This window comes from Streptomyces tateyamensis (assembly GCF_003205575.1).
GTDB lineage: Bacteria > Actinomycetota > Actinomycetes > Streptomycetales > Streptomycetaceae > Kitasatospora > Kitasatospora tateyamensis.
Window position 1 is genome coordinate 18,980 of the sequence record NZ_PYBW01000151.1, and the last position, 25,084, is coordinate 44,063.

Annotated in this window: 20 protein-coding genes and 1 pseudogene; 14 read left to right on the top strand and 7 right to left on the bottom strand. The window is 73.5% G+C overall.

The window, feature by feature from the left end; translation table 11 throughout:
• Window positions 1-24: 24 nt before the first annotated feature.
• On the top strand, window positions 25-3,000 hold the full coding sequence (locus tag C7C46_RS30255) for a glycoside hydrolase family 48 protein (protein WP_110673124.1): 2,976 nt from the start codon (window positions 25-27) through the stop codon (window positions 2,998-3,000).
• A 170-nt stretch (window positions 3,001-3,170) separates the two neighbouring features.
• Here C7C46_RS30255 and C7C46_RS30260 read toward each other — a convergent pair whose 3' ends face one another.
• A complete protein-coding gene (locus C7C46_RS30260) occupies window positions 3,171-3,713 on the bottom strand; it encodes a DUF3515 family protein (protein ID WP_110673125.1) in 543 nt (180 codons plus the stop codon).
• A gap of 349 nt (window positions 3,714-4,062) precedes the next feature.
• Between C7C46_RS30260 and C7C46_RS37610 the strand changes: the two are divergent.
• The 3 genes and pseudogenes from C7C46_RS37610 to C7C46_RS30275 all read left to right on the top strand — a co-directional run bounded on the left by C7C46_RS37610 (window position 4,063) and on the right by C7C46_RS30275 (window position 7,146).
• Window positions 4,063-5,459 (top strand): annotated as a pseudogene (locus C7C46_RS37610) (serine hydrolase domain-containing protein).
• Window positions 5,456-5,980 carry a GNAT family N-acetyltransferase gene (locus tag C7C46_RS30270; protein WP_110673126.1) on the top strand — a complete coding sequence of 175 codons (525 nt, stop codon included), beginning with the start codon at window positions 5,456-5,458 and terminating at the stop codon, window positions 5,978-5,980. The pseudogene C7C46_RS37610 and the gene C7C46_RS30270 overlap by 4 nt, the downstream one beginning before the upstream one ends.
• 65 nt (window positions 5,981-6,045) lie before the next feature.
• Window positions 6,046-7,146 (top strand): monodechloroaminopyrrolnitrin synthase PrnB family protein, encoded by a 1,101-nt coding sequence (locus C7C46_RS30275; RefSeq protein ID WP_110673127.1) that lies wholly within the window; start codon window positions 6,046-6,048, stop codon window positions 7,144-7,146.
• On the opposite strand, the gene C7C46_RS37470 is transcribed toward C7C46_RS30275, so the two are convergent.
• Window positions 7,118-7,933 (bottom strand): class I SAM-dependent methyltransferase, encoded by an 816-nt coding sequence (locus C7C46_RS37470; RefSeq protein ID WP_181442614.1) that lies wholly within the window; start codon window positions 7,931-7,933, stop codon window positions 7,118-7,120. The two genes, C7C46_RS30275 and C7C46_RS37470, sit on opposite strands and share 29 nt — an antisense overlap.
• 83 nt (window positions 7,934-8,016) lie before the next feature.
• On the opposite strand from C7C46_RS37470, the gene C7C46_RS30285 reads away from it, so the two are divergent.
• The 6 genes from C7C46_RS30285 (at window position 8,017) to C7C46_RS30310 (ending at window position 12,916) form a co-directional block, all read left to right on the top strand.
• On the top strand, window positions 8,017-8,679 hold the full coding sequence (locus C7C46_RS30285; RefSeq protein ID WP_110673129.1) for a transglycosylase SLT domain-containing protein: 663 nt from the start codon (window positions 8,017-8,019) through the stop codon (window positions 8,677-8,679).
• A 120-nt stretch (window positions 8,680-8,799) separates the two neighbouring features.
• The gene (locus tag C7C46_RS30290) at window positions 8,800-9,177 is read left to right on the top strand and encodes a hypothetical protein (protein WP_110673130.1); all 378 of its coding nucleotides are present in this window, start codon (window positions 8,800-8,802) and stop codon (window positions 9,175-9,177) included.
• Window positions 9,178-9,218: 41 nt separating this feature from the next.
• Window positions 9,219-9,509 carry a hypothetical protein gene (locus tag C7C46_RS30295; protein WP_146259266.1) on the top strand — a complete coding sequence of 97 codons (291 nt, stop codon included), beginning with the start codon at window positions 9,219-9,221 and terminating at the stop codon, window positions 9,507-9,509.
• Window positions 9,510-9,638: 129 nt separating this feature from the next.
• Complete coding sequence (locus tag C7C46_RS30300) at window positions 9,639-10,763, top strand: sugar ABC transporter substrate-binding protein (protein ID WP_110673132.1); 1,125 nt, start codon at window positions 9,639-9,641, stop codon at window positions 10,761-10,763.
• A gap of 15 nt (window positions 10,764-10,778) precedes the next feature.
• The gene (locus C7C46_RS30305; RefSeq protein ID WP_110673133.1) at window positions 10,779-11,570 is read left to right on the top strand and encodes an ATP-binding cassette domain-containing protein; all 792 of its coding nucleotides are present in this window, start codon (window positions 10,779-10,781) and stop codon (window positions 11,568-11,570) included.
• Window positions 11,571-11,647: 77 nt separating this feature from the next.
• Window positions 11,648-12,916 carry a sugar ABC transporter permease gene (locus C7C46_RS30310; RefSeq protein ID WP_110673145.1) on the top strand — a complete coding sequence of 423 codons (1,269 nt, stop codon included), beginning with the start codon at window positions 11,648-11,650 and terminating at the stop codon, window positions 12,914-12,916.
• Window positions 12,917-12,993: 77 nt separating this feature from the next.
• Here the strand turns inward: C7C46_RS30310 and C7C46_RS30315 are convergent, their stop codons facing one another.
• Both C7C46_RS30315 and C7C46_RS30320 read right to left on the bottom strand, forming a co-directional pair.
• Complete coding sequence (locus tag C7C46_RS30315) at window positions 12,994-14,304, bottom strand: VWA domain-containing protein (RefSeq protein WP_110673134.1); 1,311 nt, start codon at window positions 14,302-14,304, stop codon at window positions 12,994-12,996.
• Window positions 14,301-15,182: an AAA family ATPase gene (locus tag C7C46_RS30320; protein ID WP_110673135.1), complete on the bottom strand. Its 882-nt coding sequence runs from the start codon at window positions 15,180-15,182 to the stop codon at window positions 14,301-14,303. The genes C7C46_RS30315 and C7C46_RS30320 overlap by 4 nt, the downstream gene beginning before the upstream one ends.
• Window positions 15,183-15,312: 130 nt before the next feature.
• Here C7C46_RS30320 and C7C46_RS30325 point away from each other — a divergent pair, with 130 nt between their 5' ends.
• The gene (locus tag C7C46_RS30325; RefSeq protein WP_110673136.1) at window positions 15,313-16,515 is read left to right on the top strand and encodes an ROK family transcriptional regulator; all 1,203 of its coding nucleotides are present in this window, start codon (window positions 15,313-15,315) and stop codon (window positions 16,513-16,515) included.
• A 7-nt stretch (window positions 16,516-16,522) separates the two neighbouring features.
• Here the strand turns inward: C7C46_RS30325 and C7C46_RS30330 are convergent, their stop codons facing one another.
• The 3 genes from C7C46_RS30330 to C7C46_RS30340 all read right to left on the bottom strand — a co-directional run bounded on the left by C7C46_RS30330 (window position 16,523) and on the right by C7C46_RS30340 (window position 19,879).
• Window positions 16,523-18,001 (bottom strand): amidase, encoded by a 1,479-nt coding sequence (locus C7C46_RS30330; protein ID WP_110673137.1) that lies wholly within the window; start codon window positions 17,999-18,001, stop codon window positions 16,523-16,525.
• A gap of 64 nt (window positions 18,002-18,065) precedes the next feature.
• Window positions 18,066-18,947: a carbohydrate kinase family protein gene (locus tag C7C46_RS30335; protein WP_245985195.1), complete on the bottom strand. Its 882-nt coding sequence runs from the start codon at window positions 18,945-18,947 to the stop codon at window positions 18,066-18,068.
• Window positions 18,944-19,879, bottom strand: a complete 936-nt coding sequence (locus tag C7C46_RS30340; protein ID WP_110673139.1) for a pseudouridine-5'-phosphate glycosidase — start codon at window positions 19,877-19,879, stop codon at window positions 18,944-18,946. The genes C7C46_RS30335 and C7C46_RS30340 overlap by 4 nt, the downstream gene beginning before the upstream one ends.
• A 333-nt stretch (window positions 19,880-20,212) precedes the next feature.
• Between C7C46_RS30340 and C7C46_RS30345 the strand changes: the two genes are divergently transcribed.
• The 3 genes from C7C46_RS30345 to C7C46_RS30355 all read left to right on the top strand — a co-directional run.
• Window positions 20,213-22,156, top strand: coding sequence for a putative Ig domain-containing protein (locus C7C46_RS30345; protein WP_110673140.1), 1,944 nt, complete (start codon window positions 20,213-20,215; stop codon window positions 22,154-22,156).
• Between the two features lie 131 nt (window positions 22,157-22,287).
• Window positions 22,288-24,348, top strand: a complete 2,061-nt coding sequence (locus C7C46_RS30350) for an alpha-galactosidase (RefSeq protein ID WP_110673141.1) — start codon at window positions 22,288-22,290, stop codon at window positions 24,346-24,348.
• A partial coding sequence (locus tag C7C46_RS30355; RefSeq protein WP_110673142.1) for a substrate-binding domain-containing protein occupies window positions 24,348-25,084 on the top strand: 737 nt, incomplete at its 3' end. The genes C7C46_RS30350 and C7C46_RS30355, both read left to right, overlap by 1 nt.

Genomic DNA, 25,084 nt, shown 5'->3' on the forward strand with positions numbered 1-25,084 from the left:
CCCCCACTCACCCGGAGGTCGCGCATGCGACGCAAGCCCCTGCGGTCCCGCGCTCCCGTCCCGCTGCTGGCAGCCGCCAGCGCGCTGGCCCTGGCCGGCACCAGTGCCGCGCTCACCACCCCCGCCCTGGCGGCCGGCTCCGTCTCCTGCACGGTCGCCTATGCCGCCAACGACTGGGGCAGCGGGTTCACCGCCAACCTGACGATCACCGACACCGGCAGCACCGCGATCAACGGCTGGACCCTCGGCTACAGCTACGCCGGCAACCAGACCCTCACCAACGGCTGGAACGGCAACTGGACCCAGACCGGCAAGAACGTCACCGTCACCAACCCCAGCTACGCCACCACCATCAACCCCGGCACCAGCTACACCACCAGCGCCAACTTCAACTACAGCGGCACCAACACCGCCCCCACCACCTTCACCATCAACGGGACCAGCTGCACCGGCCCCAACCAGGCGCCGACCGTCTCGCTCACCGCTCCGACGGCGGGCCAGACCTTCACTCCCGGCTCCACCGTGAGCCTGGCGGCCACCGCCGCCGACGCCGACGGCTCGGTCGCCAAGGTGGACTTCTACGCCAGCACCGGCGCCGGCAACAACACCCTGATCGGCACCGCCACCACCGCGCCCTACAAGCTGAACTGGGCCACCGTGCCGGCCGGCGACTACTCGCTGACCGCCGTCGCCACCGACAACCTCGGCGCCACCACCACCTCGACGCCGGTGGCGATCAAGGTGGCCGGTCCGAGCGTGCTGGTCAACCCGAGCACGCTGGCCGTGCAGCAGGGCTCCAGCGGCACCTTCGCGGTCACGCTGTCCCAGGCGCCGACCGCCAACGTGACCGTGGCGGTGACCCGTTCGGGCACCGACACGGACCTGTCGGTGAAGTCAGGGGCCGCCCTGACCTTCACCCCGGCCAACTGGAACACCGCGCAGACCGTGACCATCGCGGCCGGCACCGACGCCACCCAGGCCGGCGGCACCGCCACCTTCACGGCGGCGGCCACCGGCTACGGCGCGGCCGCGGTCACCGTCACCGAGGCAGCGAAGAGTTCGGGCTACGACCAGTACTTCCTGGACCTCTACAGCAAGATGAAGAACCCCGCGAACGGGTACTTCAGCCCGCTCGGCATCCCGTACCACTCGGTCGAGACGCTGATCGTGGAGGCGCCGGACTACGGGCACGAGACCACCTCGGAGACCTACAGCTACTGGCTCTGGCTGGAGGCCGACTACGGGCGGGTGACCGGCGACTGGACCGGCTTCAACAACGCCTGGACCAACCTGGAGACCTACATGATCCCCGGGCACGCGGACCAGCCCGGGCAGAGCACCTACAACCCGTCCAAGCCCGCCACCTACGGCCCGGAGAAGGCCCAACCCGACCAGTACCCGATCAAGTTGGACTCCACCGTGCCGGTCGGCTCGGACCCGCTGGCGAGCGAGCTGAACAGCACCTACGGCAGCCCGGACATGTACGCGCCGGCCTGGATCATGGACACCGACAACAAGTACGGCTTCGGCAAGTGCGAGGACGGCAGCACCAAGCCCAGCCTGGTCAACTCCTACCAGCGCGGCCCGCAGGAGTCGGTCTGGGAGACCGTGCCGCAGCCGGACTGCGACACGCTCAAGTACGGCGCGTCCGGCTCCGGCTTCCTGAGCCTGTTCAACGACGGCGGCGGCTCCTTCGCCAAGCAGTACAAGTACACCGACGCGCCGGACGCCGACGCCCGACTGGTCCAGGTCGCCTACTGGGCCGAGACCTTCGCCAAGGCGCAGAACAAGAGCAGCACGATCAGCGGCACCGTGGCCAAGGCGAGCAAGCTCGGCGACTTCCTGCGGTACGCGCTCTACGACAAGTACTTCAAGCAGGCCGGCAACTGCCTGGGCTCCAAGGCCTGCCCGGCCGGCACCAGCAAGGCCAACGAACAACTCGGCCTGCTGACCTGGTACTTCGCCTGGGGCGGTGACACCGGCGGGGCCTGGTCCTGGCGGATCTCCGGCTCGGCCGCGCACCAGGGCTACCAGAACCCGATGGCCGCCTGGGCGCTGTCCACCGACGCCGGGCTGCAGCCCAAGTCGCCGACCGCGACCACCGACTGGTCCGGCAGCCTGGACAAGCAGCTGCAGTTCTACCAGTGGCTGCAGTCCACCGAGGGCGGCATCTCGGGCGGTGCCACCAACAGCTGGGGCGGCAACTACGGCGACGACGCGGCCCCGCCGACCGGAGACCCGACCTTCTACGGTCTGTACTACGACTGGCAGCCGGAGTACCACGACCCGGCGAGCAACCAGTGGTTCGGCTTCCAGACCTGGTCGATGGAGCGGGTCGCGGAGTACTACTACGCGACCGGTGACGCGCGGGCCAAGTCGGTGCTGGGCAAGTGGATCCCGTGGGCGATGTCGGTCTCCAAGGCCGACCCGGCCACCGGCACCCTGACCACTCCCGACACGCTGACCTGGACCGGCGCCCCGGACACCTGGAACGCGAGCAGCCCGGGCGCCAACGCGGGCCTGCACGTGACCGCGACCGGCGGCTCCACCGACCTGGGCGTGGCCGGCTCGCTCGCCAAGACGCTGTCCTACTACGCGGCCAAGGCCGGGGACGGCACCGCACAGAAGTTCGCCCAGAACATCCTGGACATCATCCACGGCAAGTACGCCGACTCGCTCGGCTACTCCGCCCCGGAGACCCGCACCGACTACAGCCGGTTCACCCAGGCCTACGACCCGACCACCCACCAGGGCCTGTACATCCCGCCGGGCTGGACCGGCAGCTACCCGGACGGGACCAAGCTCAGCTCGTCCAGCAACACCTTCCTGTCCATCCGCCCGTGGTACACCAGCGACCCGCAGTGGTCCAAGGTGCAGAGCTACCTGAACGGCGGGGCGGCACCGGTCTTCAACTACCACCGGTTCTGGGCGGAGGCGGACATCGCCACGGCCTTCGACACCTTCGCGCAGCTCTTCCCGGCGGTGAACCCGGGCTCCTGACGGTTCATCAGCCAGTCGCTGCTGTTGCCCCTCCACTGCGGGCCCGGTGCAAGTCCCGGGCCCGCAGTGCCGCTTCCGCCATCCGCGCCCGATCCCGGGCAGGTGCGGCCGGCCACGGTGCCGCGGCGCCGAGTCGGTCGCGCTCAGGCGGGCGGGGCCGGCGGGCAGGGCTACTGTTCCGGGTCGGCGTTCAGGTCCCCGCTGAGGTCGGGGAGGGTCGCCGCGACCGCCGGGGAGACCACGCCCAGCGCGTCCGCCGGATAGCGGGTGGCCCCGGCCGGCGCAGCCACCTCGACATAGACGTTCGGCCGCTGGGTCAGCGTGAACCGGTGCCCGCCGTGGCCGTCGTCCTCGTCGTACCACTGCACGCCGTTGACGTTCGGGCCGAGGTCCTGCTGATGCCGGTCCAGCGACTTCGGCCGCGGCACCCCGCACCGCACCACGGTGCGCGGGTGGGTCGCGTAGACGGCGACATCCTGGGCTGCGTCGGTGCGCGCGGCGCCGAGCAGACTGGCCGGCAGCGCCGCCATGAACGGCCGGCAGAGTGCCGCGGCCCTGGCATCGGGATGCGGCGCGGCGGTCGGCGGCTGGTAGTCCCCGCCGGTCAGCAGCAGCGCGCCGGTGCAGGCCAGCAGCACCACGGGCGCGGCCAGCCACCGGACCGGTGCGGGCAGCGACCGCAGCGGACGCAGGACCGGCTCCAGTCGGGACACCGACCGATGGTAACCGGGCCGCCCACGCCACCCGTGGGCGGCCCGGCGTCGGTGTCGGCGTCGGTCACCAGGGACTGGGGTCCGGGGTCCGGGTCAGGCAGGCGCCGGTGGGACGGGCGGCTCGGGGCCGTCCGGCACGGGATCGGCCGGGTCAGGCGGTGGCACCGGCGGCCGCGGCGGGACCGGGCCCGGCTCGGGCGGCAGCGGCTCCGGTGGCAGCGGGCGGGTCGGCGCGGCATCGGGATCGGACGGGAACGGGATGGTCATGGCCCTCACCTCGCCCTTCCAGAGTAGTTCCGCCGGGGCGCCCACGAACGGTCCGGCAGCCCCCACTAGAGTCCGTTCCCGGATGACGATCACCATCGGGGAGGGCAACGTGCCGGGGGACCTGGCTGCGTACTGCGCCGAGGCGCTGGCGGAGCATGACTGCGCATCAGTCTCCGTGGCGGTGGCCGAGGGCGGTGAGATCGTCCGGCAGGAGGCGCACGGCTGGGCCGACACCGCCGGGCGCCGCCCGGCCACCCCGCAGACGGTCTACCGGCTGGCCTCGGTCACCAAGACCTTCACCGCCACCGCCGTCTGCCTGGCCGCCGACCGGGGCCTGCTGGACCTGGACGCGCCGGTGCCCGGCCCGTACGGCGACCCGGCTCCGACGGTGCGTCAGCTGCTCCAGCACCGCGGCGGCTTCAGCACCTTCTACGCCTTCCACTACGGCCCGGGCGAGTCACCGGTCGACCCGGCGGACTACCTGCTGCCGCTGCGCCCGCCCGGCACCGGGTTCGAGTACGCCAACCTCGGCTACTACCTGCTGGGCCGGCTGCTGGAGCAGGCCACCGGGACGGTGCTCGACCAGTACCTGCGCCGCGAGGTCTTCGAACCGCTGGGGATGGCGGACACCCACCTCGGCGCGGACTACCGGGGCAGCGCGCCGACCGCGGTGGGCTACACCCGCGACGGCCGGCCCTACCCGCGCACCAGCACCCGGCACCCGGGCGCCACGGCCGGCTGGTCCACCGCCACCGACCTGGTCCGCTTCGCCGAGGGCTACCGTTCGCTGCTGCGCCCCGGGACCGCCGCGGCCGCGGTCGACCGCTGCCGATCGACGCCGCGATGGGCTACGGCCTGGGGTGGCAGGTCTCGACCGGAACGGGGCCGACCGTCCTCGGGCACGGCGGGGGCATGGGCGGCGCGGCGGCGATGATGCTCACCGTGCCCGAGCGCGGGCTCTCCCTCGCGGTGCTCTGCAACAGCACCGACAAGGCGGTGCGGGACGCGGTCCTGGACCGCCTGATGACCGGCCTCGTCCCCGGCAGCCGGCCGGCCGACTACCTGGTCGGCTTCGACGCGCCGGCCGAGCCGCTGACGCTGCCGGCGGGGGAGTGGGCCGGGACCGTGGACACCCCGCAGGGCGCGGTGCCGTTGCGGCTGCGGGTGCTGACCCGGGATCGGGTCGAGGTGGAGCTGCCCTCGGTGGGCGCACGGGCGGTGGCCCCGGCCACGGCCTCGGCGCGGTGGGCGCTGCGGGTCCAGGTCCCGCTGCAGTTGCCGACCCGGGACGCCGAGCTGGCCGGCCCGCTGCTCGGCCTGGAACTGCGCGCGGGCGGTACGGCGGTCGGCGGGGCGGCGGTCGGCGGGGCGGCGGGAAGTGCCGAGCTGGTCGGGGTGGCCCGGTGCTACGGCCCTGGCGATGCGACCGGCTACCTGGGCGGCTTCCTCACCCTGCCGTGCCGGCTCGGTGCCGCATGAGCATCCTGCTGACCGGCGCCGAGCCCGCCGAGGTTCCCGAGCTGGCCCGGGTGCACTACCGGTCCTGGCTGGAGACCTACCCGGAGCCGGCCGCCGGGATCGACCTGGCCTGGCTGCGGGCCAACCGGGCCGAACTGCTGGAAGCGGCCGGCCGCCGGCGCTGGCTCGGCCTGGTGGAATCGGCCGGCCGCGACCCGCAGGACTGGTTCCTGCGGGTGGCCCGGTCGGCGGCGGACGGCGAGATCCTGGGCTTCCTGTGCGGCGTGGTCGGCGTGGGCGGCCAACCGGTCAGCCTAGGCCCGATGTACCTGCTGCGCGCGGCCCAGGGGCAGGGCGTCGGGGACCGGCTGATGGGCGAGTTCCTGGACTGGGCGGCGGGCCGGCCGATCGCCCTGTGGGCCACCGAGTACAACGCGCGGGCGATCCGGTTCTACCAGCGGTACGGCTTCGAGCTGACCGAGGAGCGCGAGCTGTGGCGCGAGCGGCTGCCGAACGTGCGGATGGTGCGGCCGGGGGACTGAGGCGCCGGCCGGGCCGTCGGCCCGGCGCGGTGTGCCACAGTGGCAGGGAAGGGGAGGTGGAACGCATGAGACTGGGCGACACCTTCTGCCGCCAGGTCGCCGACGCCGATCCGCTGGGCGCCGACCGGTTGCTCGCCCTGCTGCCGCGGCACAACGAACGGGCCGACCGCCGGGCGCTGGTGGCCCTGCTCGCCGAGCTGGTGGCCGCCGCCGAGCGCGCGCCGCTGACCGGGACCGCCGAGCAGCTGGCCGCCGTGCGCGACCTCGGCCTGCCGCTGGGCTCGCTGCGCCGCCACGGGGTGGAGCCGCTGGGGGCGGTGCCCGGCGCCGAGCCGCTGCTGCGGCGCCTGGGCGGGTCCGTCGGCATGGTCCCGCGCGACACCGTGCTGCACTACGGCGCCTGGAACCCGACCGGCGCCCGGCAGCGGATGTACACCGGCGCGGCCGCGGAGAGCGTGCTGATCCACTCGGTCCGGGTCGGCGCCCCCAGCGCCGAACGCACCGCGCTGGCACTGGCCGCGCTGTCCGAGCAGGATCCGGCCGCCCCCGAGTACGCCGACGCGCTGGCCGAGGCCGGCGCCCGGCTGCGCCCGCTCGTCGAGTCGGTCGACGCGGTCGCCGAGCAGGTCGCGCCGGCCGAGTTCTTCACCGCCCGGCTCCGCCCCTTCATGCAGGAGGTGCGCGTCGGCACCCGCGCGTACTACGGCCCCGCCGCCGCCCACCTGCCGCTGCACCTGGTCGACCAGCTGCTCTGGGCCGGCGACCGGACGGACCCGGTCCACCGCGGCCTGCAGCTGGACCTGCTGGAGTACGGGCTGCCGCAGTGGTCCCGGCTCTACCGCGAGCGGACGGGCCGCGAGTCGGTGGTCTCCGCGGTCCTGCGCGCGCTGCGGGCGGCCGGGACCGGCGCCCCGACCACGCTGCTCCGCTCGGCACAGGCGGCCGCCGCGCTGCTGCGGCAGCTGGTGGTGTTCCGCGGCCGGCACCTGCGCCTGGTCCGGGCGGCCTACACCGAGGACGGTCCGTTCCGGGCCGGCAGTGCCGGGGCCGCACCGGAGCTGGTCCGGCACCTGCTGGACCTGACCCGGGAGCGGGCCCGGCAGGTGGCGGGGGCCCACAGCGGGACGGGGCATCCGGTCAGTACGGGCGCCGGCCCCACGCCGTGACCATCAGGTTCGGCAGGTAGCGGGCCTCGGGGTGCGTCAGCGCCTCGATCAGCTCGGTCAGCTGTTGCTCCGTCAGCAGGCCGGTGGCGAGCAGCGGGGCCCGCAGCTGATCCAGGGTCAGCGGCAGGAACGCCGAACCGCCCGTCAGCAGCGGCCCGTGCACCTGGGCGCCGACCTCGGTCAGCCCCGCCTCGGTGAGGGCGTCCGGCAGCCGGCGGCCGTAGCCCGGGTCGGCACCCGCCGCGGCGAACGCGGCGGCCAGCGCGCGGTACAGCCGTTCGGCCGGCAGCTGGTGGCCCTCGGGCCAGTAGCGGGCCACCGCCTCGCCCATCGGGCCCGCCACGTCGAAGTCCTCCACCACCACCCAACCGCCCGGCCGGGTCGCGGCCAGCATCCGGCGCAGTGCCTCGTCCCGCCCCGGCAGGTGCTCCAGCAGCGCGCGGGCGTGCACCAGGTCGAAGGCGCCGGCCGGCAGCGGGTCGACCAGCAGGTCGTGCCGGCGGACCGTCAGCTGCGCCGGGCCGCGGCCCGCGGCGAACCGCGGGTCCAGGTCGGTGGCCAGTACCTGCCCGGTCGGGCCGACCCGTTCGGCCAGCCAGCGTGCCACGCTGCCGGCCCCGCACCCCAGCTCCAGGCAGGCCCAGCCGGCCGCCACGCCCAGCGCGGCCAGCCGTTCGGTGGTGGCCGGGTCGTACACCTGCTCCAGGGCGGTCAGCCGCTCGTGCTCGTGGGACCAGGTGCGGTCGAAGGCGTACGGGGTGCTGGCGGGGGGCTGGGGTTCGGGCACGGAGCGAGGCCCTTCGAGGAGACAGGAGTCGGTGCGCCTAGTCTGGAGGATCACGAGGTCCGATGGGTGGAGGGGGTACGCGGATGCGGCGGGTCGGTCGGGCGGTGGTGGGGGTCGTCGCGGTGCTGGCGCTGGGGATCCTGGTGCACGGGGTGCGGGGCAGGGAGGGCGCGTCGGCGGCGCCGTCCGCCTCGCCTTCCGCAGCTCCCGCCGGCTCCCCCTCCTCCGCTCCCGTTCCCTCCGCGTCCCCCTCCACCACGGACTACGACCCGGCCCGGTTCGCCGCACAGGTGAAGAAGCGGGCGGGGGAGGCCGGGATCGATCCGCAGCTGTTGATGGCGATCCTCTACAACGAGAGCTACAAGCCGCACGACCCGTCGCTGGAGCGGGCCTGGCAGCGGCTGAAGCCGGACTCCGCGTTCGGCATCGCCAACATGCACCGGGCCGCGTTCGACGACACCAAGGCCGGGCGGGACTTCGCCAACCGCCAGTGGGAGGAACTGCCGGACGACCCCGACCTGGCACTCGAGGCGGCCGCCTGGTTCCTGCACGACCTCGCCGCCCAGCTCCCGGGCCACCACGGCGCAGCCGGGCTGACCGAGAACGACCTGCTCGCCCTGGGCTACAACGCCGGCGCGGGAAACATGCTCGCCTTCGCCCGCGGCACCTCGGTCGGGCCCACCGCCCGCTCGTACCTGGACCAGCTCCACGCGAACTGGCCGAAGGCGGCCCACGCCTTGGCGTAGCGCGGCGCGCCACGCGGGGGCGGCCCGGCCGCGCTCCGCAGCGGGGGCGGTTTCAAGATCGACCACCCGCTGGACCCGGCCAACCGGTACCTCGCGCACTCCTTCGTGGAGTCCCCGGAGATGCTCAACCTCTACAGCGGCACCGCCGAGACCGGCCCGGACGGGGAGGCCGTGATCGAGCTGCCGGACTGGTTCGCGGCGTTGAACCGCGACTACTGCTACCAGTTGACGCCGATCGGGCAGGTCGCCCGGCTGGCGGTGGTCCGCGAGCTGCGGGACAACAGCTTCGCCATCCGCTCCGAGCCGCCCGGGGTCCGGGTCTGCTGGCAGGTCACCGGGGTGCGGCAGGACCCGTGGGCCAACGCCAACCGCCTGGTCGTCGAGGAGGACAAGCCGGCGGGGGAGCGCGACCGATACCGCCACCCCGCGGAGCACGGGCAGCCGATGGACCGCCACATCCGGGCCGCCGAGGCCGCCGAGATGGGAGTGACGCTGTGAGGGGTGAAGTCGTGACAGGTGACGCGGTGACAGGTGACGCCGTGAGGGATGACGCGGTGACGGACGACGTGCCGGCGGCCGACCCGCTGCCGGCCGACGGGGCGCTGGCCGAGCAGCTGCGCGGGCGGCTGGCCGAGCTGCGCCGGGAGCTCCGGCTGGGGGAGGAGCAGCTGGCCGGGCTGGCCCGGCAGGAGGCGGTGCTGCGTCAGCAGCTGCTGCAGGTCGCGGGCGCGGTGCAGGTGCTCACCGAGCTGGTCGGCGAGCCGGCGCCCGGGGCCCGGGTGGCGCCGCAGCAGCCCGGGCCGCCACCCCGTCGGGTGGTGGTCGGCTGACGCCAAGTCAGGGCGTCGCTGCGCCGGACGGGGGAGTAACCGGCTCGTTCGGCGCAGTCCGCCTCGTGATGCGCGCCGCGGGTTCGCAGACTCTAAGCCGGGGGTGGCCTCGCCCGAAGGAGACAAGTGATGAACCCGGTTCAGCGCCGTACCGCCCTGGCCGTCGCGGTGGTCGCGCTCGCCTTGGGCGCCAGCGCCTGCGGCAGCGCCAAGCAGTCCAGCAGTGGAGGTGGCGGAGCCAGCGGCTCCGGCTCAGGCTCGGGCGCGGCCTCCGCCGCGCTCAAGATCGGCCTGCTGCTCCCGGAGTCGAAGACCACCCGGTACGAGCAGTTCGACCGGCCGCTGATCGAGGCCAAGATCAAGGCACTGGCGCCCAACGCGACCATCGACTACTACAACGCCAACCAGGACGCGACGCAGCAGCAGACCCAGGTCGACACCGCGCTGACCAAGGGCGACAAGGTGCTGATCCTGGACGCGGTAGACGCCAAGGCGATCCAGTCCTCCGTGCAGAAGGCGCACGACGCGGGCGTCAAGGTGGTCGCCTACGACCGCCTGGCCCAGGGCCCGGTGGACGCCTACGTCTCGTTCGACAACAACAAGGTCGGCCAGCTGCAGGGCCAGGCGCTGGTGGCGGCGGTCGGCAGCAAGGCCGGCTCCGGCCAGATCATCATGATCAACGGCTCGCCCACCGACCCGAACGCGGGCCAGTTCAAGGCCGGCGCGCACAGCCAGATCGACGGCAAGCTCAAGATCGGCAAGGAGTACGACACGCCGAACTGGGACCCGAACAACGCCAACCAGGAGGCCAGTGCCGCGATCACCGCGATCGGCGCCCCGAACGTGGTCGGCGTCTACTCGGCCAATGACGGCATGGCCGCCGGTATCGCCACCGCGCTCAAGGCCGCGAACCTGAGCGTGCCGCTGACCGGCCAGGACGCCCAGCTGGACGCGGTGCAGCGGATCGTGGGCGGCACCCAGACGATGTCCATCTACAAGCCGTACAAGCCGGAGGCGGAGACCGCCGCCACCATGGCCGTGGACCTGGGCACCGGCACCGCGCTGAACGCCTCGGTGGCCCCGACCACCTCCACCAGCGGCAGCGGCGCCGAGGTGAAGTCCAACCTGATCACCCCGATCGTGCTGAACAAGGACAACATCAAGACCACCGTGGTCGCCGACGGCCTCTACACGGTCGCCCAGATCTGCACCCCCGACTTCGCCGCAGCCTGCACCGCCGCCGGCCTGTCCTGACGAAGGGCGGACACCGTGGCAACCGCAACTCCGGCTCACCCGGTCCTGGCCCTGCGCGGGGTCTCCAAGCGGTTCGGTGCCGTCCAGGCGCTGACCGACATCGAACTGGAAGTGCACACCGGCGAAGTGGTCGCCCTGGTGGGGGACAACGGCGCCGGCAAGTCGACCCTGGTCAAGACGATCGCCGGGGTGAACCAACCGGACGCGGGCGTGATCGAGTGGGAGGGCCACGAGGTCAGCATCCACCGCCCGCAGGACGCCCAGCACCTGGGCGTGGCGACCGTGTACCAGGACCTGGCGCTCTGCGACAACCTGGACGTGGTCGGCAACCTCTTCCTCGGTCGCGAGCTGAAGCGCTTCGGCGTCCTCGACGAGGTCGAGATGGAGAAGCGCTCGCGCACGCTGCTGGACACGCTGTCGATCCGGATCCCCAGCGTGCGGATCCCGATCGCCTCGCTGTCCGGCGGTCAGCGCCAGGTGGTGGCGATCGCCCGCTCGCTGATCGGCTCGCCCAAGGTGGTCATCCTGGACGAGCCGACCGCGGCCCTGGGCGTAGAGCAGACCGCGCAGGTCCTGGACCTGGTCGAGCGGCTGCGCGGCCAGGGCCTCGGGGTGATCCTGATCAGCCACAACATGGCCGACGTGATGGCCGTGGCGGACCGCGTCGCGGTGCTGCGGCTGGGCCGCAACAACGGAGTATTCGAGCGGCGGTCGACCACCCAGGAAGAGATCATCTCGGCCATCACCGGTGCCACGGACAACGCCGTGACCCGCCGTCAGGCCCGAGGCACGGAGGGCACGCAGTGACCGACGACCCACAGGCCCCCAAGCAGGAGGGCCGGTACGAGGAGGGCCGGGCACACCACCCGCTGCCCGAGGACTCCATGCCCGTCGGCGGGGTCAACGCGCCGGTGCCGGTGGCGCCGGACGCGACCCCCGCGGTGGACCCACGGCTGATCGTCCGTCAGGAGGGCATCGCCGGCTACCTGGGCGAGTTCCGCCGCCGGGTGAGCAGCGGCGAGCTGGGTTCGCTGCCGGTGGTGCTGGCGCTGATCGTGATCTGGGCCGTGTTCGGCAGCCTGAACAGCAGCTTCCTGTCCGCGCAGAACCTGTCCAACCTCTCCCAGCAGATCGTCGGCACCGGGATGATCGCGATCGGCGTGGTCTTCGTGCTGCTGCTGGGCGAGATCGACCTGTCGGTCGGCTCGGTCAGCGGCCTGTGTGCCGCGATCTTCGCCGTTCTCGACGTGACCCACGGGGTGAACCAGTGGGTCGCGCTGATCTGCGCGATCCTGAGCGGCACCATGATCGGTCTGCTGCACGGGTTCTTCTTCGCCCGGGTCGGCGTGCCCGCCTTCGTGGTCACGCTGGCCGGCAACCTGGGCTGGAACGGCCTGATGCTGCAGGTCCTGGGCAGCAGCGGCACGGTCAACCTGAGCGGCAAGGACATCGTCTCGCGCCTGTACTCCACCATCTACGGGCAGCAGTTCGCCGCCTACGGGCTGGCGACGGCGGCCGTGCTGCTCTTCCTGGGCGCCGCGCTGCTGGACACCCGGCGCCGCCGGGCCGCCGGGGTCCCGTACCGGCCGGTCACCGACATCGCGCTGCGCACCGCGGTGCTGGCGATCGTGGCCTACCTGGCGGCGTACACGCTCAACCAGTACAAGGGGCTGCCGCTGGCGCTGCTGGTCTTCCTGATCTTCATCGTGGTGCTGGACTTCGTGCTGCGCCGTACCAGCTACGGCCGGCAGGTGTTCGCGCTCGGCGGCAACATCGAAGGTGCCCGGCGAGCCGGTATCAACGTGCCGTGGATCCGGATGTCGGTCTTCATGATCTGCTCCACCATGGCGGCGATCGGCGGCCTCTTCCTGGCCGCGCAGATCCAGTCCGCGAGCCAGACCTCGGGCGGCGGCAACCTGCTGATGAACGCGATCGCCGCCGCGGTCATCGGCGGCACCAGCCTGTTCGGCGGACGCGGTTCCACCTGGTCGGCGCTGCTCGGTGCGCTGGTGATCGGCTCGATCCTGTCGGGCATGAACATCCAGGGCCTGAGCAACGCGTTCCAGTTCATGATCACCGGCGCGGTGCTGCTGGCCGCCGTGGTGATCGACTCCCTGGCCCGCCGCACCCAGAAGGCCGCCGGCCGCGCCTAGCGACGGAGCGGGCCGGCCGGTCCCGGGTTCCAGCCCGGGGCCGGCCGGCCCGCTCGCGTCCCCGCCAAGGGCATGGGTCAGGGGAGCAGGCGTTCCACGAAGCGGCCCAGCTGGTCGGCGTTGCGGCACGGGTGCATCGGGACCACCGAGGCGTACTCCGCCGCCGCCGAGTCGCCGGTGTTCCACAGCGACGGCGGTTCCGGGTTGAGCCAGTACACCCGGCGTGCCCGCAGCGCGATCCGCGCGAGCGCCGCCAGGTTCGGGTCCCGCCGGTTGGTACGCGCGTCGCCCAGCACCAGCACCGTGCTGCGCGGCGTCACCGCGGCGAGGTGCCGGTCCGCGAACTGGCCCAGCGCCGTCCCGTAGTCGCTGTACCCGTGCAGGCCGACCATGCGCGCCCGGTCCAGCCCGCCGTCCGTCACCTCGGCCAGCTGGTTCACGAAGGCGAACACCCGCACCCGGCTGAACTGGTCCCGCAGCGCTTGCACCAGCAGCGCGGTGAAGTCGCTGAACCCCGCCACCGAGTTGGACACGTCGCACAGCAGCACCAACTCCGGCCGCTGCGGTCGGCGCTGACGGTACGCCGGCCGCAGCGGCACCCCGCCCGTGCCCAGCGAGCGCCGCACCGTGCGCCGCAGGTCGATGCTGCCCCGCGCGGCCCGCCGCCGCCGGGCCGCCAGGCGGGTGGCCAGCCGGCGCGCCAGGGGCTGCACGGTCCGGCGCAGTTCGGCCAGCTGTGCGTGGTTCGCGTACAGGAAGTCGGTCCGTTCGACGCTGGGCGTCACCGCCCGGCGGGCGATCTCGTCGGTCCCGGCCAGTTCGGCCGCCCGGCGGCGGGCCTCGGTGGCCACCAGGGCGCGGAAGAAGTCGATCCGGTGGCGGAACTGATCGGCCGCCAGGCGGTCGGTGAACTGCGGCTGCTGCCGCGCCCGCAGCTCCTGCCGCTCGGCCAGCAGGCCAGCCAGCAGGGTCTGCGGACGCAGCCGGTCCAGCGTCTGCGAGGCCGACCAGCCCCCGGAGCCGGGCGGGTTGCCGAACCGGCCCAGCGCGCCCACCGCCTCGGCGGCCAACCCGGCCAGCGCGGCCCGGTCGTCGGCCGCCAGCGCCCGGGCCAGCCGCTCGCGCAGCTCGTCCCGGGACGCCTCGGCGCTCACCCCGCCCACCCGCAGCGGGAAGTAGAGGTCGAAGGTCGCGTCGAAGACCCGGCGCTGCTGCTGTCCGCGCAGCAGTGCCGCCGCCAGCCCGGCCCGCAGCTGCTCGCGGTGCGCCAGCCCGAGCAGCTCGGCCACCGCCGCAGCGTCCACCGTCTCGCCGGGCCCGACCGGGATCCCGTGCGCCCGCAGCGCCTGGACGAAGGCCGTCAGCCGCCCGGTCAGCCCGGCGGTCACGGGCGGGTCAGGCCCAGCTGCTCGCCGGCCCGCCGGATGTCCTCCTGGTGCTTGAGCACCACCCCGAGGCTCTGCCGCAGCACCGTCTCGTCCAGCGTGTCCGCGCCCAGCGCCAGCAGGGTGCGCGCCCAGTCGACGGCCTCCGCCACCGAGGGGTGCTTGCGCAGTTCCATCGCCCGCAGCGCGCCCACCACCTGGACCACCGAGGCGGCCAGCGCCGCATCCAGCCCCGGCACCCTGAGCCGGACGATCCGCTCCTCCAGCGCCGGCTCCGGGAAGTCCAGGTGGAGGAAGAGGCAGCGTCGGCGCAGCGCCTCGGAGAGCTCCCGGGTGGCGTTGGAGGTGAGCACCACGAACGGTCGGCGCTCGGCCGTGATGGTCCCCAGCTCCGGCACGGTGACCTGGAAGTCGCTGAGCACCTCCAGCAGCAGGCCCTCCACCTCCACGTCCGCCTTGTCGGTCTCGTCGACCAGCAGCACGGTCGGCTCGCTGCCGCGGATCGCGGTCAGCAGCGGCCGGGGCAGCAGGAACTCCTCGGTGAAGATGTCGTTGCGGGCCGCCTCCCAGCTCTCCGCGCGGCCCGCGGTGATCCGCAGCAGCTGTTTGGCGTGGTTCCACTCGTACAGCGCCCGGGACTCGTCCACGCCCTCGTAGCACTGCAGCCGCACCAGCCGGGCGCCGGCCACCGCGGCCACCGCCTTGGCCAGCTCGGTCTTGCCCACCCCGGCCGGACCCTCGACCAGCAGCGGCTTGCCGAGCCGGTCGGCCAGGAAGACGGTGGTGGCCACCGCGGTGGAGGCCAGGTAGCCGGCCTCGCCCAGCCGTTCTTCGACCTCTGCCACCGAGGCGAAGATGTGGGTCCCCGTCTCACCGCTCATCGCTGCCGATCCCCTCCCCGCTGAGCTTTCCCCCGTTGGGGCGTCACTGTACCCGGGCGGTGATCAGCCGGGGCGGTCCGGCCAATACAGTGGTGCGCGGTACGACGGACAGAACGGCTCGGAGGTACGGATGGACTCCCGCCCGGTGACGGTTCCGGCTCCGGCGGACGGGTCCGGCGCCGCGCAACCGTGGAGCCGCCAGCGGCTGCGCAGCAACAACGAGTGGCTGCTGCTGGAGCGGCTGCGCACGGACGGCCCCGAGTCGCGCGCCCAACTGGCGCGGGACACCGGCCTGTCCAAGCCCACCGTGTCGGCGGCGCTGGCGGTGCTGGAGCAGGCCGGCCTGGTCCGCGAGGCCGGGGTGCACGCGCCCGAGCGCGGCCGCACGGCCGTGCTGTACGAGCCGGACCCGACGGCGGGTCAGGTGCTCGGGGTGGACATCGGCCGGGCCCGGCTGCGGGTAGCGGTGGCCGACCTGGCCGGGCGGATCCTGGCCCACCGGGACGTGCCCAACCGCGGACGCAGCGCGGACGCGGTGGCCGGTGCGGTGGTGGCCGCCGCCCGGGAGGCCGCCGAGGAGGCCGGCGGCGGCCCCGGCGCGGTGGTGCACGCGGTGATCGGCACGCCCGGCGTCTGGGACGAGCAGCAGCAGCGCGTGCACTACGCGGTCAAGCTGCCCGGCTGGGGCCGGCGCGGGCTGTTCGAGCGGATCGAGGCCGAGCTGGGCACGCCGATCAGCGTGCACAACGACGCCAACCTGGCCGCGCTCGGCGAGTACGCGGACGGCGCGGGCGCCGGCAGCCGGGTCTTCGCCTACCTGCTGGTCGGCAGCGGCCTGGGCACGGGTGTGGTGGTGAACGGGGAGATCCAGCAGGGCGCGCACGGCGCGGCCGGCGAGATCGGGTTCCTGCCGCTGCCCGGCAGCGGGCGCAACCTGGAGCAGGAGGCGGCCGCCGACTCGGTGGTGCGCGCGGCCCGGGCCGAGGGGATGACCGGGGTGCTGAGCGCCAAGCGGGTCTTCGCGGCGGCCCGCGCCGGGGACGCGCGGGCGGGGGCGGCGGTGCTCCGCGAGGCGGAGCAGCTCGCTTACCCGGTCGCGGTGCTGGCGGCGGTGCTGGACCCGGACCTGGTGGTGCTGGGCGGCGGGCTCGGCCACGGCGCGGACCTGCTGCTGGGCCCGCTGGAGCAGGCGGTGCACCGCCTGACCCCGCTGCGGCCGCGGCTGGCGGCCAGCGCGCTGGGGGACGAGGCGGTGCTGCGCGGGGCGCTGGCCATCGCGCTCGGGATCGCCCGTCCGGAGGTCTTCGAACGGCTCACCGCGATGGTGGTCTGACGCCCCGTCAGAGATCGGCGGTGCGGTGCCACGGCCGGGCCTGCTCCAGCTGGCCGGCGAGCGCGAGCAGCTGCCCCTCGCCGCCGAGCGGGCCGACGAACTGCACGCCGAGCGGCAGGCCCTGCGGGGTGCGGTAGGTGGGCAGGCTGACGGCGGGCCGGCCGGTGACGTTGGCCAGCTGGGTGAACGGGGTGGCCGACAGGTTCTCGATCACCGCCTTCTCCCAGGCCCTGGTCCCGGCCAGGGCGCCCAGCAGGCCGAGGCGCAGCAGCACCTTGGCGACGGCCCGCACCGGGGCGGGGGTGGCCAGCTCGCCGATCCGCACCGGGGGCCGGGCCAGGGTGGGGGTGAGCAGCAGGTCGTAGCGGCGGTGGAAGGCGGCCAGTGCGCGGTTGTAGCCGTTCCAGCGGTCGTGCGCGGCGAAGTAGTCGGGCGCCTTGACCTTGCGGCCGGCCGCGGCGAGCAGGTGGGTGTCCAGCTCGAAGCCGTCCGGGCCGGCGCCGGTGCGGCGGCGCACCTCGGCCACGGTGTGGGCCAGTTGGGTGCACCACATGGTCAGGAAGTCGAAGGCGAGCCGCTGTTCGTCGATCCCGGTCTCGGCGGGCTCCACGTGGTGGCCGAGCGAGGCGAGCAGCTCGGCGGCGTCGGTCACCGCGGCCACCGCCTGCGGGTCCACCGCGGTGCCGAGCGGGGAGCGGGTGGTGAAGCCGATCCGCAGGCCCTGCGGGGTGCGGCGGGCCAGGTCGGCGTAGGGGAGCGCGGGGCGGGCGGCGAGGAAGGGACCGCCCGGGTCGGGGTCCGCGGTGAGCACGTCGAGCATCGCGGCGCTGTCCCGCACGGTGCGCGAGACCACGCCGTCGGTGGCCGCCCCGTGCAGGTACTCGGCGAAGTGCGGGCCGGCCGGTACCAGGCCGCGCCCCGGCTTGAGGCCCACCAGACCGCAGGCGGCGGCCGGGATCCGGATCGAGCCGCCGCCGTCGCTGGCGCCGGCCATCGGCAGGATTCCGGCAGCCACCGCGGCCGCCGCCCCGCCGGAGGAGCCGCCGCTGGTGCGGTCCAGATCCCAGGGGTTGCGGGTGGCGCCGCCGGCCTCGGGCTCGGTGATGCCCTTGGCGCCGAACTCGGGGGTGTTGGTCTTGCCGAACACCACCAGGCCGGCGTCGAGCCAGCGCTGCACCACCGCGCTGTGCTCGGTGGCCGCCAGCGAGCCGAGCGCCCGGCAGCCGCTGCCGGTGGGCCGGCCGGCGTAGTCCTGGTGCAGGTCCTTGAGCAGGAACGGCACGCCCGCGAAGGGACCGGTGAGCTGCTGGCCGGCCCGCTCGCGGGCGAGCTCGTACATCGGGGAGACGATCGCGTTGACCTTGCCGTTGACCGCCTCGGCACGGGCGATCGCCGCCTCCAGCAGCTCGGCGGCGGACACTTCGCGCCTGGCCACCAGCTCGGCCAGCCCGACGGCGTCGTACTCCCGGTAGTCGGCGTACTCCACAGACCCTCCCAGCCCAGAACCCGGTTACCGGACAGTACACGCGCGCCGCCGTCGGCGGGAGACCCTAGGGCCGTGCCCCCACCCGGGTCACCGCCCGGGCCCCCGAGCGGCACCCCGCCGCCAGCGCCTCGCGCACCTCGGCCCCTGCCAGCAGGGCCGCCAGGTACCCGCCGGCGAAGGCGTCGCCCGCCCCCGTGGTGTCCACCGCGGTGGCGCGCAACCCCGGGGTGCGGGCCAGGAGTTCCCCGTCCCGGGCGGCCAGGGCGCCGGCTGCCCCGAGCGTCACCGCCACCGTCCGGGCGGGCGTGCTCAACCGGCGGGCCGCCTCGCCCGGGTCGGCGGCGCCCGCCAGCAGCGCGGCCTCCGGCTCGTTGGGGAGCAGCAGGTCCGCGCTGCCGACCAGGGCGAGGAACCGCGCGACCCCCAGGTCCCGCAGGAACCCCGTCGAGGCCGGGTCCACGCTGACCCGCACCCCCTGCTCGCGCGCGGCGGCGAAGGCCCGCGCGGCCACGCCCCGCCCGGCCTCGGTGAAGAAGAGGTACCCCGACAGGTGTACCCAACCGGCCCCCGCCAGCAGCGCATCGTCCCAGTCCGCGGCGGCCAGCCGGTTCGCCGCCCCACCGTCCGTCAGGAAGCTGCGCTCGGCGCTGCGGTCGACCACCGCTATCACCACACCGGTCGGCGCCTGCTGGTCCACCACCAGGTGCGCCCGCACCCCGGCGGCGGTCAGCGCGGCCCGGTGCCAGTCCGCCGAGTCGGCGCCCACCCGGGCCAGCAGCCGCACCTCGGGCGCCCCCGAACTGGCCGCCCAGCAGGCTACGTTGGCCGCCGCGCCACCGGGCAGCAGGCGGATCTCGGCACTGGTGTCGGTGCCGGGGGCCAGTGGCCCGGCCGGTCGGGCCACCACGTCCGTGACCACGTCGCCGACCACCAGCAGCGCGGTCACCGGGACGCCGGGGCCCAGGCGGCGGCGATCTCGGCGGCGAGCCGGACGTTGCCGCGCACCGCCGCCAGGTTGGCCTCCAGCGAGGCGCCCGCGGTCTGCTCGGTCAGCCGGGCGAGCAGGAACGGGGTGACCGCCTGCCCGGTGACCCCCGCCCGCCCGGCCTCGGCGAGGGCCTCGGCCAGCACCCGGTCGTGCAGCGCGGGGTCCAACTGCTCGTCGGCGGGCACCGGGTTGGCCACCACCAGGGCCGAGTCCACGCCCAGCCGGTCCTGGGCCCGCATCGCCTCGGCCACCTGCCCGGGCTCCGTCAGCGTCCAGTCGACCGGGTGGCCGGAGCTGGTCAGGTAGAAGCCGGGGAACAGGTCGGTCCGGTAGCCCAACACGCCGACCCCGAGGGTCTCCAGCCGCTGCAGGGTGGCCGGGACGTCGAGGATCGACTTCACCCCGGCGCAGACCACGGTGATCCGGGTGCGGGCCAGCAGGGCGAGGTCGGCCGACTCGTCCTGAGTGCTGGTCCAGTCCCGGTGCACGCCGCCCAGGCCGCCGGTGGCGAAAACCCGGATCCCGGCCCGGGCGGCCAGGAAGGCGGTGCCGGACACGGTGGTCGCGCCACCGGCGCCGGTGGCCAGGGCCGGGGCCAGGTCGCGGTGGCCGAACTTGCGCAGCCCCGGGTCGGTGCAGACCCGCTCCAGCTCCGCCCGGTCCAGCCCGATCCGGGCCACCCCGTCCAGCACCGCGACGGTGGCCGGCACCGCGCCGCCCCGGCGCACCAGTTGCTCCAGTTCGAGGCCGACCGCGAGGTTGCGCGGCCGCGGCAGGCCGTGCGCCAGGATCGTCGACTCCAGGGCGACCACGGGCGTGCCGCGCTCCAGCGCCGCGCGGACCTCGTCGGAGCAGCGGATGGGGCTGTCACGGAGAGCGTTCTGCGTCATTCCTTATGACTGGCGGCCCGCGCCCGGTTTCAAACCGCGCCTGATCGCGGTCCGCTGCTGTAACTGCGGGTGAATCAACCACAAATAAACACATGCACTCAGCTCACAGTGATCGCTTGCGTTGACTCTTGTCCACGTGTTGTTCAGTGCAATATCGTATGGCACCTCCACCGACCCCGGTGGTCGGCAGTCCCCGTTGAACCTCGCCGCGGCGCCGGTCCTGACCACGGTCTTCGCGCTCCCCCCACAGCTGCCCTCACCCCCACCCCCCGAAAGGGATGACGCGTGCTCAGATACCGATCCGGTCTGTGGCGCAGTAGCCGACGGACCGTCATGGTGAGCCTCGCCGCGGTGCTCGCGGCCGCGGGTCTGGCCAGCCCGATCGCGGCCATGGCCGACCCGCACCCCACCCAGCAGTGGGCCAGGTCCGCCCGGGCGCTGCCCGGCTCCGCCGCGGCCACCGCCACCAAGGCGGCGGCCAGGACCGCCCCGTCCAGCAAGCGGCTGGCCAGGCCGGGTACCAAGCCGACCGCCGGCGGCACCGGCCACCCCGGCCCGCAGCTGGCCGACGGCGCCGACCCGGGCCACAACGGCGACGGCTACGTCTCCAACGAGTACGACCTGCAGATGACCTACAAGGGCGGCGAGGACTCCAAGGGCATCATCAGCGGACCGCCCAAGGTCTACCTGGTGGTCTGGGGATCCCAGTGGGGGACCTCCTCCACCAACGCCGCCGGCGACGTGGTGCTGTCGCAGGACGCCGACCAGGCCGTGCCGTACCAGCAGGACTTCTTCAAGGGCCTGGGCAGCGCCGGCGACGGCTGGAGCGCGGTGCTCACCCAGTACTGCGAGGGCATCCAGGCCGGCACGGTGCAGTGTCCGGCGAGCGCGGCGCACATCCAGTACCCCAACCCGGGCAGCGTGCTGGCCGGCGTCTGGGTGGACAACGCAGCCCCGGCCCCGCAGGCCGCCGACGAGCCCGAGCTGGGTGCCGAGGCGCTGGCCGCGGCCAAGCACTTCGGCAACCTGACCGAGGCGCAGAACAGCAACGTGCAGTACATCATCGACTCACCGCAGGGCACCGACCCGGACAAGTGGCGTGAGCTCGGCTACTGCGCCTGGCACGACTTCCAGCGCTCGCAGTACGGCTCGCTGGCCTACACCAACATGCCCTACCTGACCGACGTGGCCGGGTGCGGCACCAACTGGTTCGGCGAGAACACCGCCCGCGGCCGCCTGGACGGCTACGGCATCATCGGCGGCCACGAGTACGCCGAGACCCTCACCGACCCGAACACGCCGGGCGGTTGGACCGACGCCACCGGCCAGGAGCTCGGCGACAAGTGCGCCTGGATCCCCTACGGCGCCAACGGCGGGCTCTTCTTCGAGAACCTCTCCACCGGCTCCTTCCCGCTGCAGACCCTGTGGTCCAACGCCGACCACCTGTGCCAGTCCGCCGACCCGGTCACCACCGGCCCGGCGCTGACCCTGAAGACCATGTGCGACCGCACGGACGCCCCCGGCCGGATCGGCATCCCGGCGGTGGCCACCGACAGCGCGGGAGCCGCGGTCAGCTACAGCGCCACCGGGCTGCCGGCGGGCCTGGTCATCGACCCGAAAAGCGGTGTCATCTCCGGCTCCAGCAGCGGCACCGCGGGCTGGCAGCGGATCACCGTCAACGCCACCGACGCCGGCGGGCGCACCGCCTCCACCGGCTTCTGGGAGAGCGTCACCGGCAACGGCCAGACCGGCTGCAACGGCATCGAACAGCTGATCAACCCGGGCTTCGAGAACGGCTCGGCGGACGTCGACCACACCGTGATGACCGACTCCTGGAGCCCCTCGGGCTACAACGTGATCACCCCGTCCAGCCTGCACGCGGCCCACTCGGGCACCTGGTACACCTGGCTCGGCCAGGACGGCAGCAGCAGCGACGACTCGATCACCACCTACCTGAACACCTACCCGGGCTACCAGGGCGCGAACTTCTCCTTCTACCTGGACACCGAGTCGACCAACACCGCGGGCAGCAGCCCGGACACCCTGACGCTGCAGGCCTTCTCGCAGTACGACGGCCACCCGCTCGGCACCGTGCGGACCTGGACCAGCAGCCAGGGCGCCAACAGCGGCTACCAGTACCAGTCGGTGGACCTGACCCCGTTCATCAAGCAGGTCGGCTGGGGCACCACCATCGGCCTGAAGCTGGTCTCGCACGAGAGCGGCGCCGACCCGCGGACGGCGTTCCTGATCGACGACGCCTCGGCGCGCGAGCACTGACCCCCACGGGTCCGACCGACCCGGCGCTCACCTGACGGAGCGTCGCCGACCGGCGCGGGGCCTGTCACGCCCCGGAGTGACCTGGCCCCGCGCCACCATCCCCCACCCACGCGCCTCTTCCTGGAGCCCCCATGCGCGTTTCCCTCCACCGGCTGGCCGGTGCCCTCGCGGCACTGACGCTGGCTTCCTCGGGCCTCGGTGCCCTGACCGTGACGGCCGCCACCCCGGCCGCCGCCCTGGACAACGGGGTGGCCCTCACCCCGCCGATGGGCTGGAACTCCTGGAACTCGCTCGGCACCGCGGTGACCGAGCAGCAGGTCAAGCAGACCATCGACTTCATGTCCGCCAACGGCCTGGTGGCGGCCGGCTACAACACCGTCACCATCGACGACGGCTGGTCCCTCTCGCACCGCAGCGACCAGAGCACCGACCTGGTGAAGAACTCCTACGGCGCGATGCAGCTCTACGACACCAACGGCTACCCGGTCTGGGGCACCGACGGCACCGGCAACGACCCGACCTCCGGCCACCTGGTGCCGAACAGTGCCTACCCCTCCCAGAGCGTCAACGGGCAGACGGTGAACGGGATCCAGTACCTGGCCTGGTACGCCCACAGCAAGGGCATGAAGTTCGGCCTCTACGGCACCGACACGTACACCACGTGCCAGGGGCACCCGGGCAGCCTGGGCCACGAGTCGACCGACGCGAGCGACTTCGTCTCCTGGGGCGTCGACTACGTGAAGTACGACGACTGCCCCTACGGCCCGCAGATCGTCGGCCCGGACGGGCACAACGACTACACCCAGGGCGAGGGCAAGGAGCTCACCCAGTCGATGTACGCCCGGGTGCAGACCTTCCAGCGCGCGCTGGACGCCGCCTCCGCAGCCCAGGGCCGCCCCAAGGTGGTGCTCTCCGTCTCCGCCCAGCCGGTGCACACCGGCGTGCCGTACCTGCTGAACGCCAACGACCCCGCCCGCACCGACCCCAGGATCCTGGCCGCCGGCACCCCCCAGTACCAGGCCCCCGGCTACGCACCCACCGGCGTGTGGTGCGGCCAGGTCGCCAACCTGTGCCGGATCGGCGGCGACCGCGGCAGCGACCTGAACGGCGTGCTCTACGGCCAGCAGCTGGGCACCGCCCTGCAGTACCCCGGCAACGTCCGCCCGGGCAGTTGGAACGACCTCGACATGATGTTCGCGGGGTGGAACTACCCCTACGGGGTGTACGGCCTGACCACCAACGACTCGTACAACAAGTCCTTCACGGACGACGAGTCGCGCACCGAGCTGTCGATCCTGTCGATGATGGCCGCCCCGCTGATCTCCGGCGCCGACCTGCGCACCGCGGCCGACTCGCAGAAGACCGTCAACGGGACCACCTTCTCGACCGGGATCAACGCCTCCAGCCTGGCGATCTACAAGAACACCGACGTGATCGCGATCGACCAGGACGCCAAGGACCAGCCCGCGACCCTGGTCGGCGCGCCGCCGGCCACCCAGACGGCGCCGGTGATCCTGAAGCGCCAGCTGGCCAACGGCGACACCGCGGTGGCCTTCGTCAACCAGGACCCGGCCAACTGGCAGATGCCCAGCACCACCCTCGCCCAGCTCGGACTGACCGCCGCGAGCTACAGGTACAAGGAACTGTGGACCGGTGCCACCGGCTCCACCACCGCCTCGCTGGGCGGCAACTGGATCCCCGCCCACGGCGTCGCCCTCTACCGCCTCACCCCCGCGCCCGCCTACGCTCCGTCCGGCATCGTGGGTGACGGCAGGTACCACGCGATCGGCGCGGGCGGCAGCAACGGGAAGGCCCTGGAGGTCCAGGGCGGCTGCGCGGCCAACGTCGGCGGCAACTCCGACATCAACACCTACCAGGCCGCCAACGCCGCCCAGCAGTGGACCTTCACCGCCAACCCCGACGGCACCGTGCGGATCACCGACAACTGCCCCGCCCACAGCGTGCTCGCCGCCGGCGGCGGAGTCGGCACCGCCTACCTGCTCAACCCCTCCGCCGGGAACCCCTGGCAGGAGTGGAAGGTCCAGCAGAACACCAGCACCGGCACCCTGACCATCACCAACACCGGCAACGGCCTCACCCTCGACACCAGCGGCACCACCACAGGCTCCAACGGCATGACCAACCCCGCCAACTCCTCGGCCGCCGGCCAGAACTGGACCCTGCTCTCCTGATGCGTACCGCACTCACCGCGGCGGCGGCCGTCTCACTGCTGCTGACCAGCGCGCTGACCGCCTGCTCCGGTTCGGCCGGCCCGAACCGGTCCGACGCCCACCTGTCGCTGACATATCTGCAGAAGCAGGGCGATCAGGGGTACTTCGTCGCCGAGGCCGCCGGTGCCAAGGCCCGGGCCGCGCAACTGGGCGTGGACCTCAAGGTGGTGAACCTCGGGGACACCGTGGAGAAGGTCCTCGGTGAGGCGCAGACCGCGATCGACCAGCACACCAGCGGCCTGATCGTGGTGGTGCCCGACCCGTCCGTGGGGCCGCAGCTGGTGCAGGAGGCCCAGGACGCCAAGGTCCCGCTGCTCAGCTCGGACGACCAGATCTGCTCCGTCTCCCCGGACCCGCAGGCCTGCGCGCACCAGAACCTGGTGCCGCGGATCGGCTTCAGCAGCGAGCAGTTGGGCGGTGAGGTGGGCAAGCGGGCGGCCGCCGAGTACAAGAAGGCGGGTTGGAGCCCTGCCGACACCCGGATCATCGAGGCCTGGAAGTCGGACGTGACGGTCTGCGGCGAGCGGGTGGCGGCGGCGAGCTCCGCCTTCGCCGCCGCCGCCGGGCAGTTGCGCACGCTGGACGTGAACACCGACAACACCCCGGCCGGCGCCCAGGCCAAGGTGGCCGCCACGGTGGCGGCCACCCCCGGGGTGAAGCACTGGGTGGTCTGGGGGTGCAACGACGAGAACGTGCA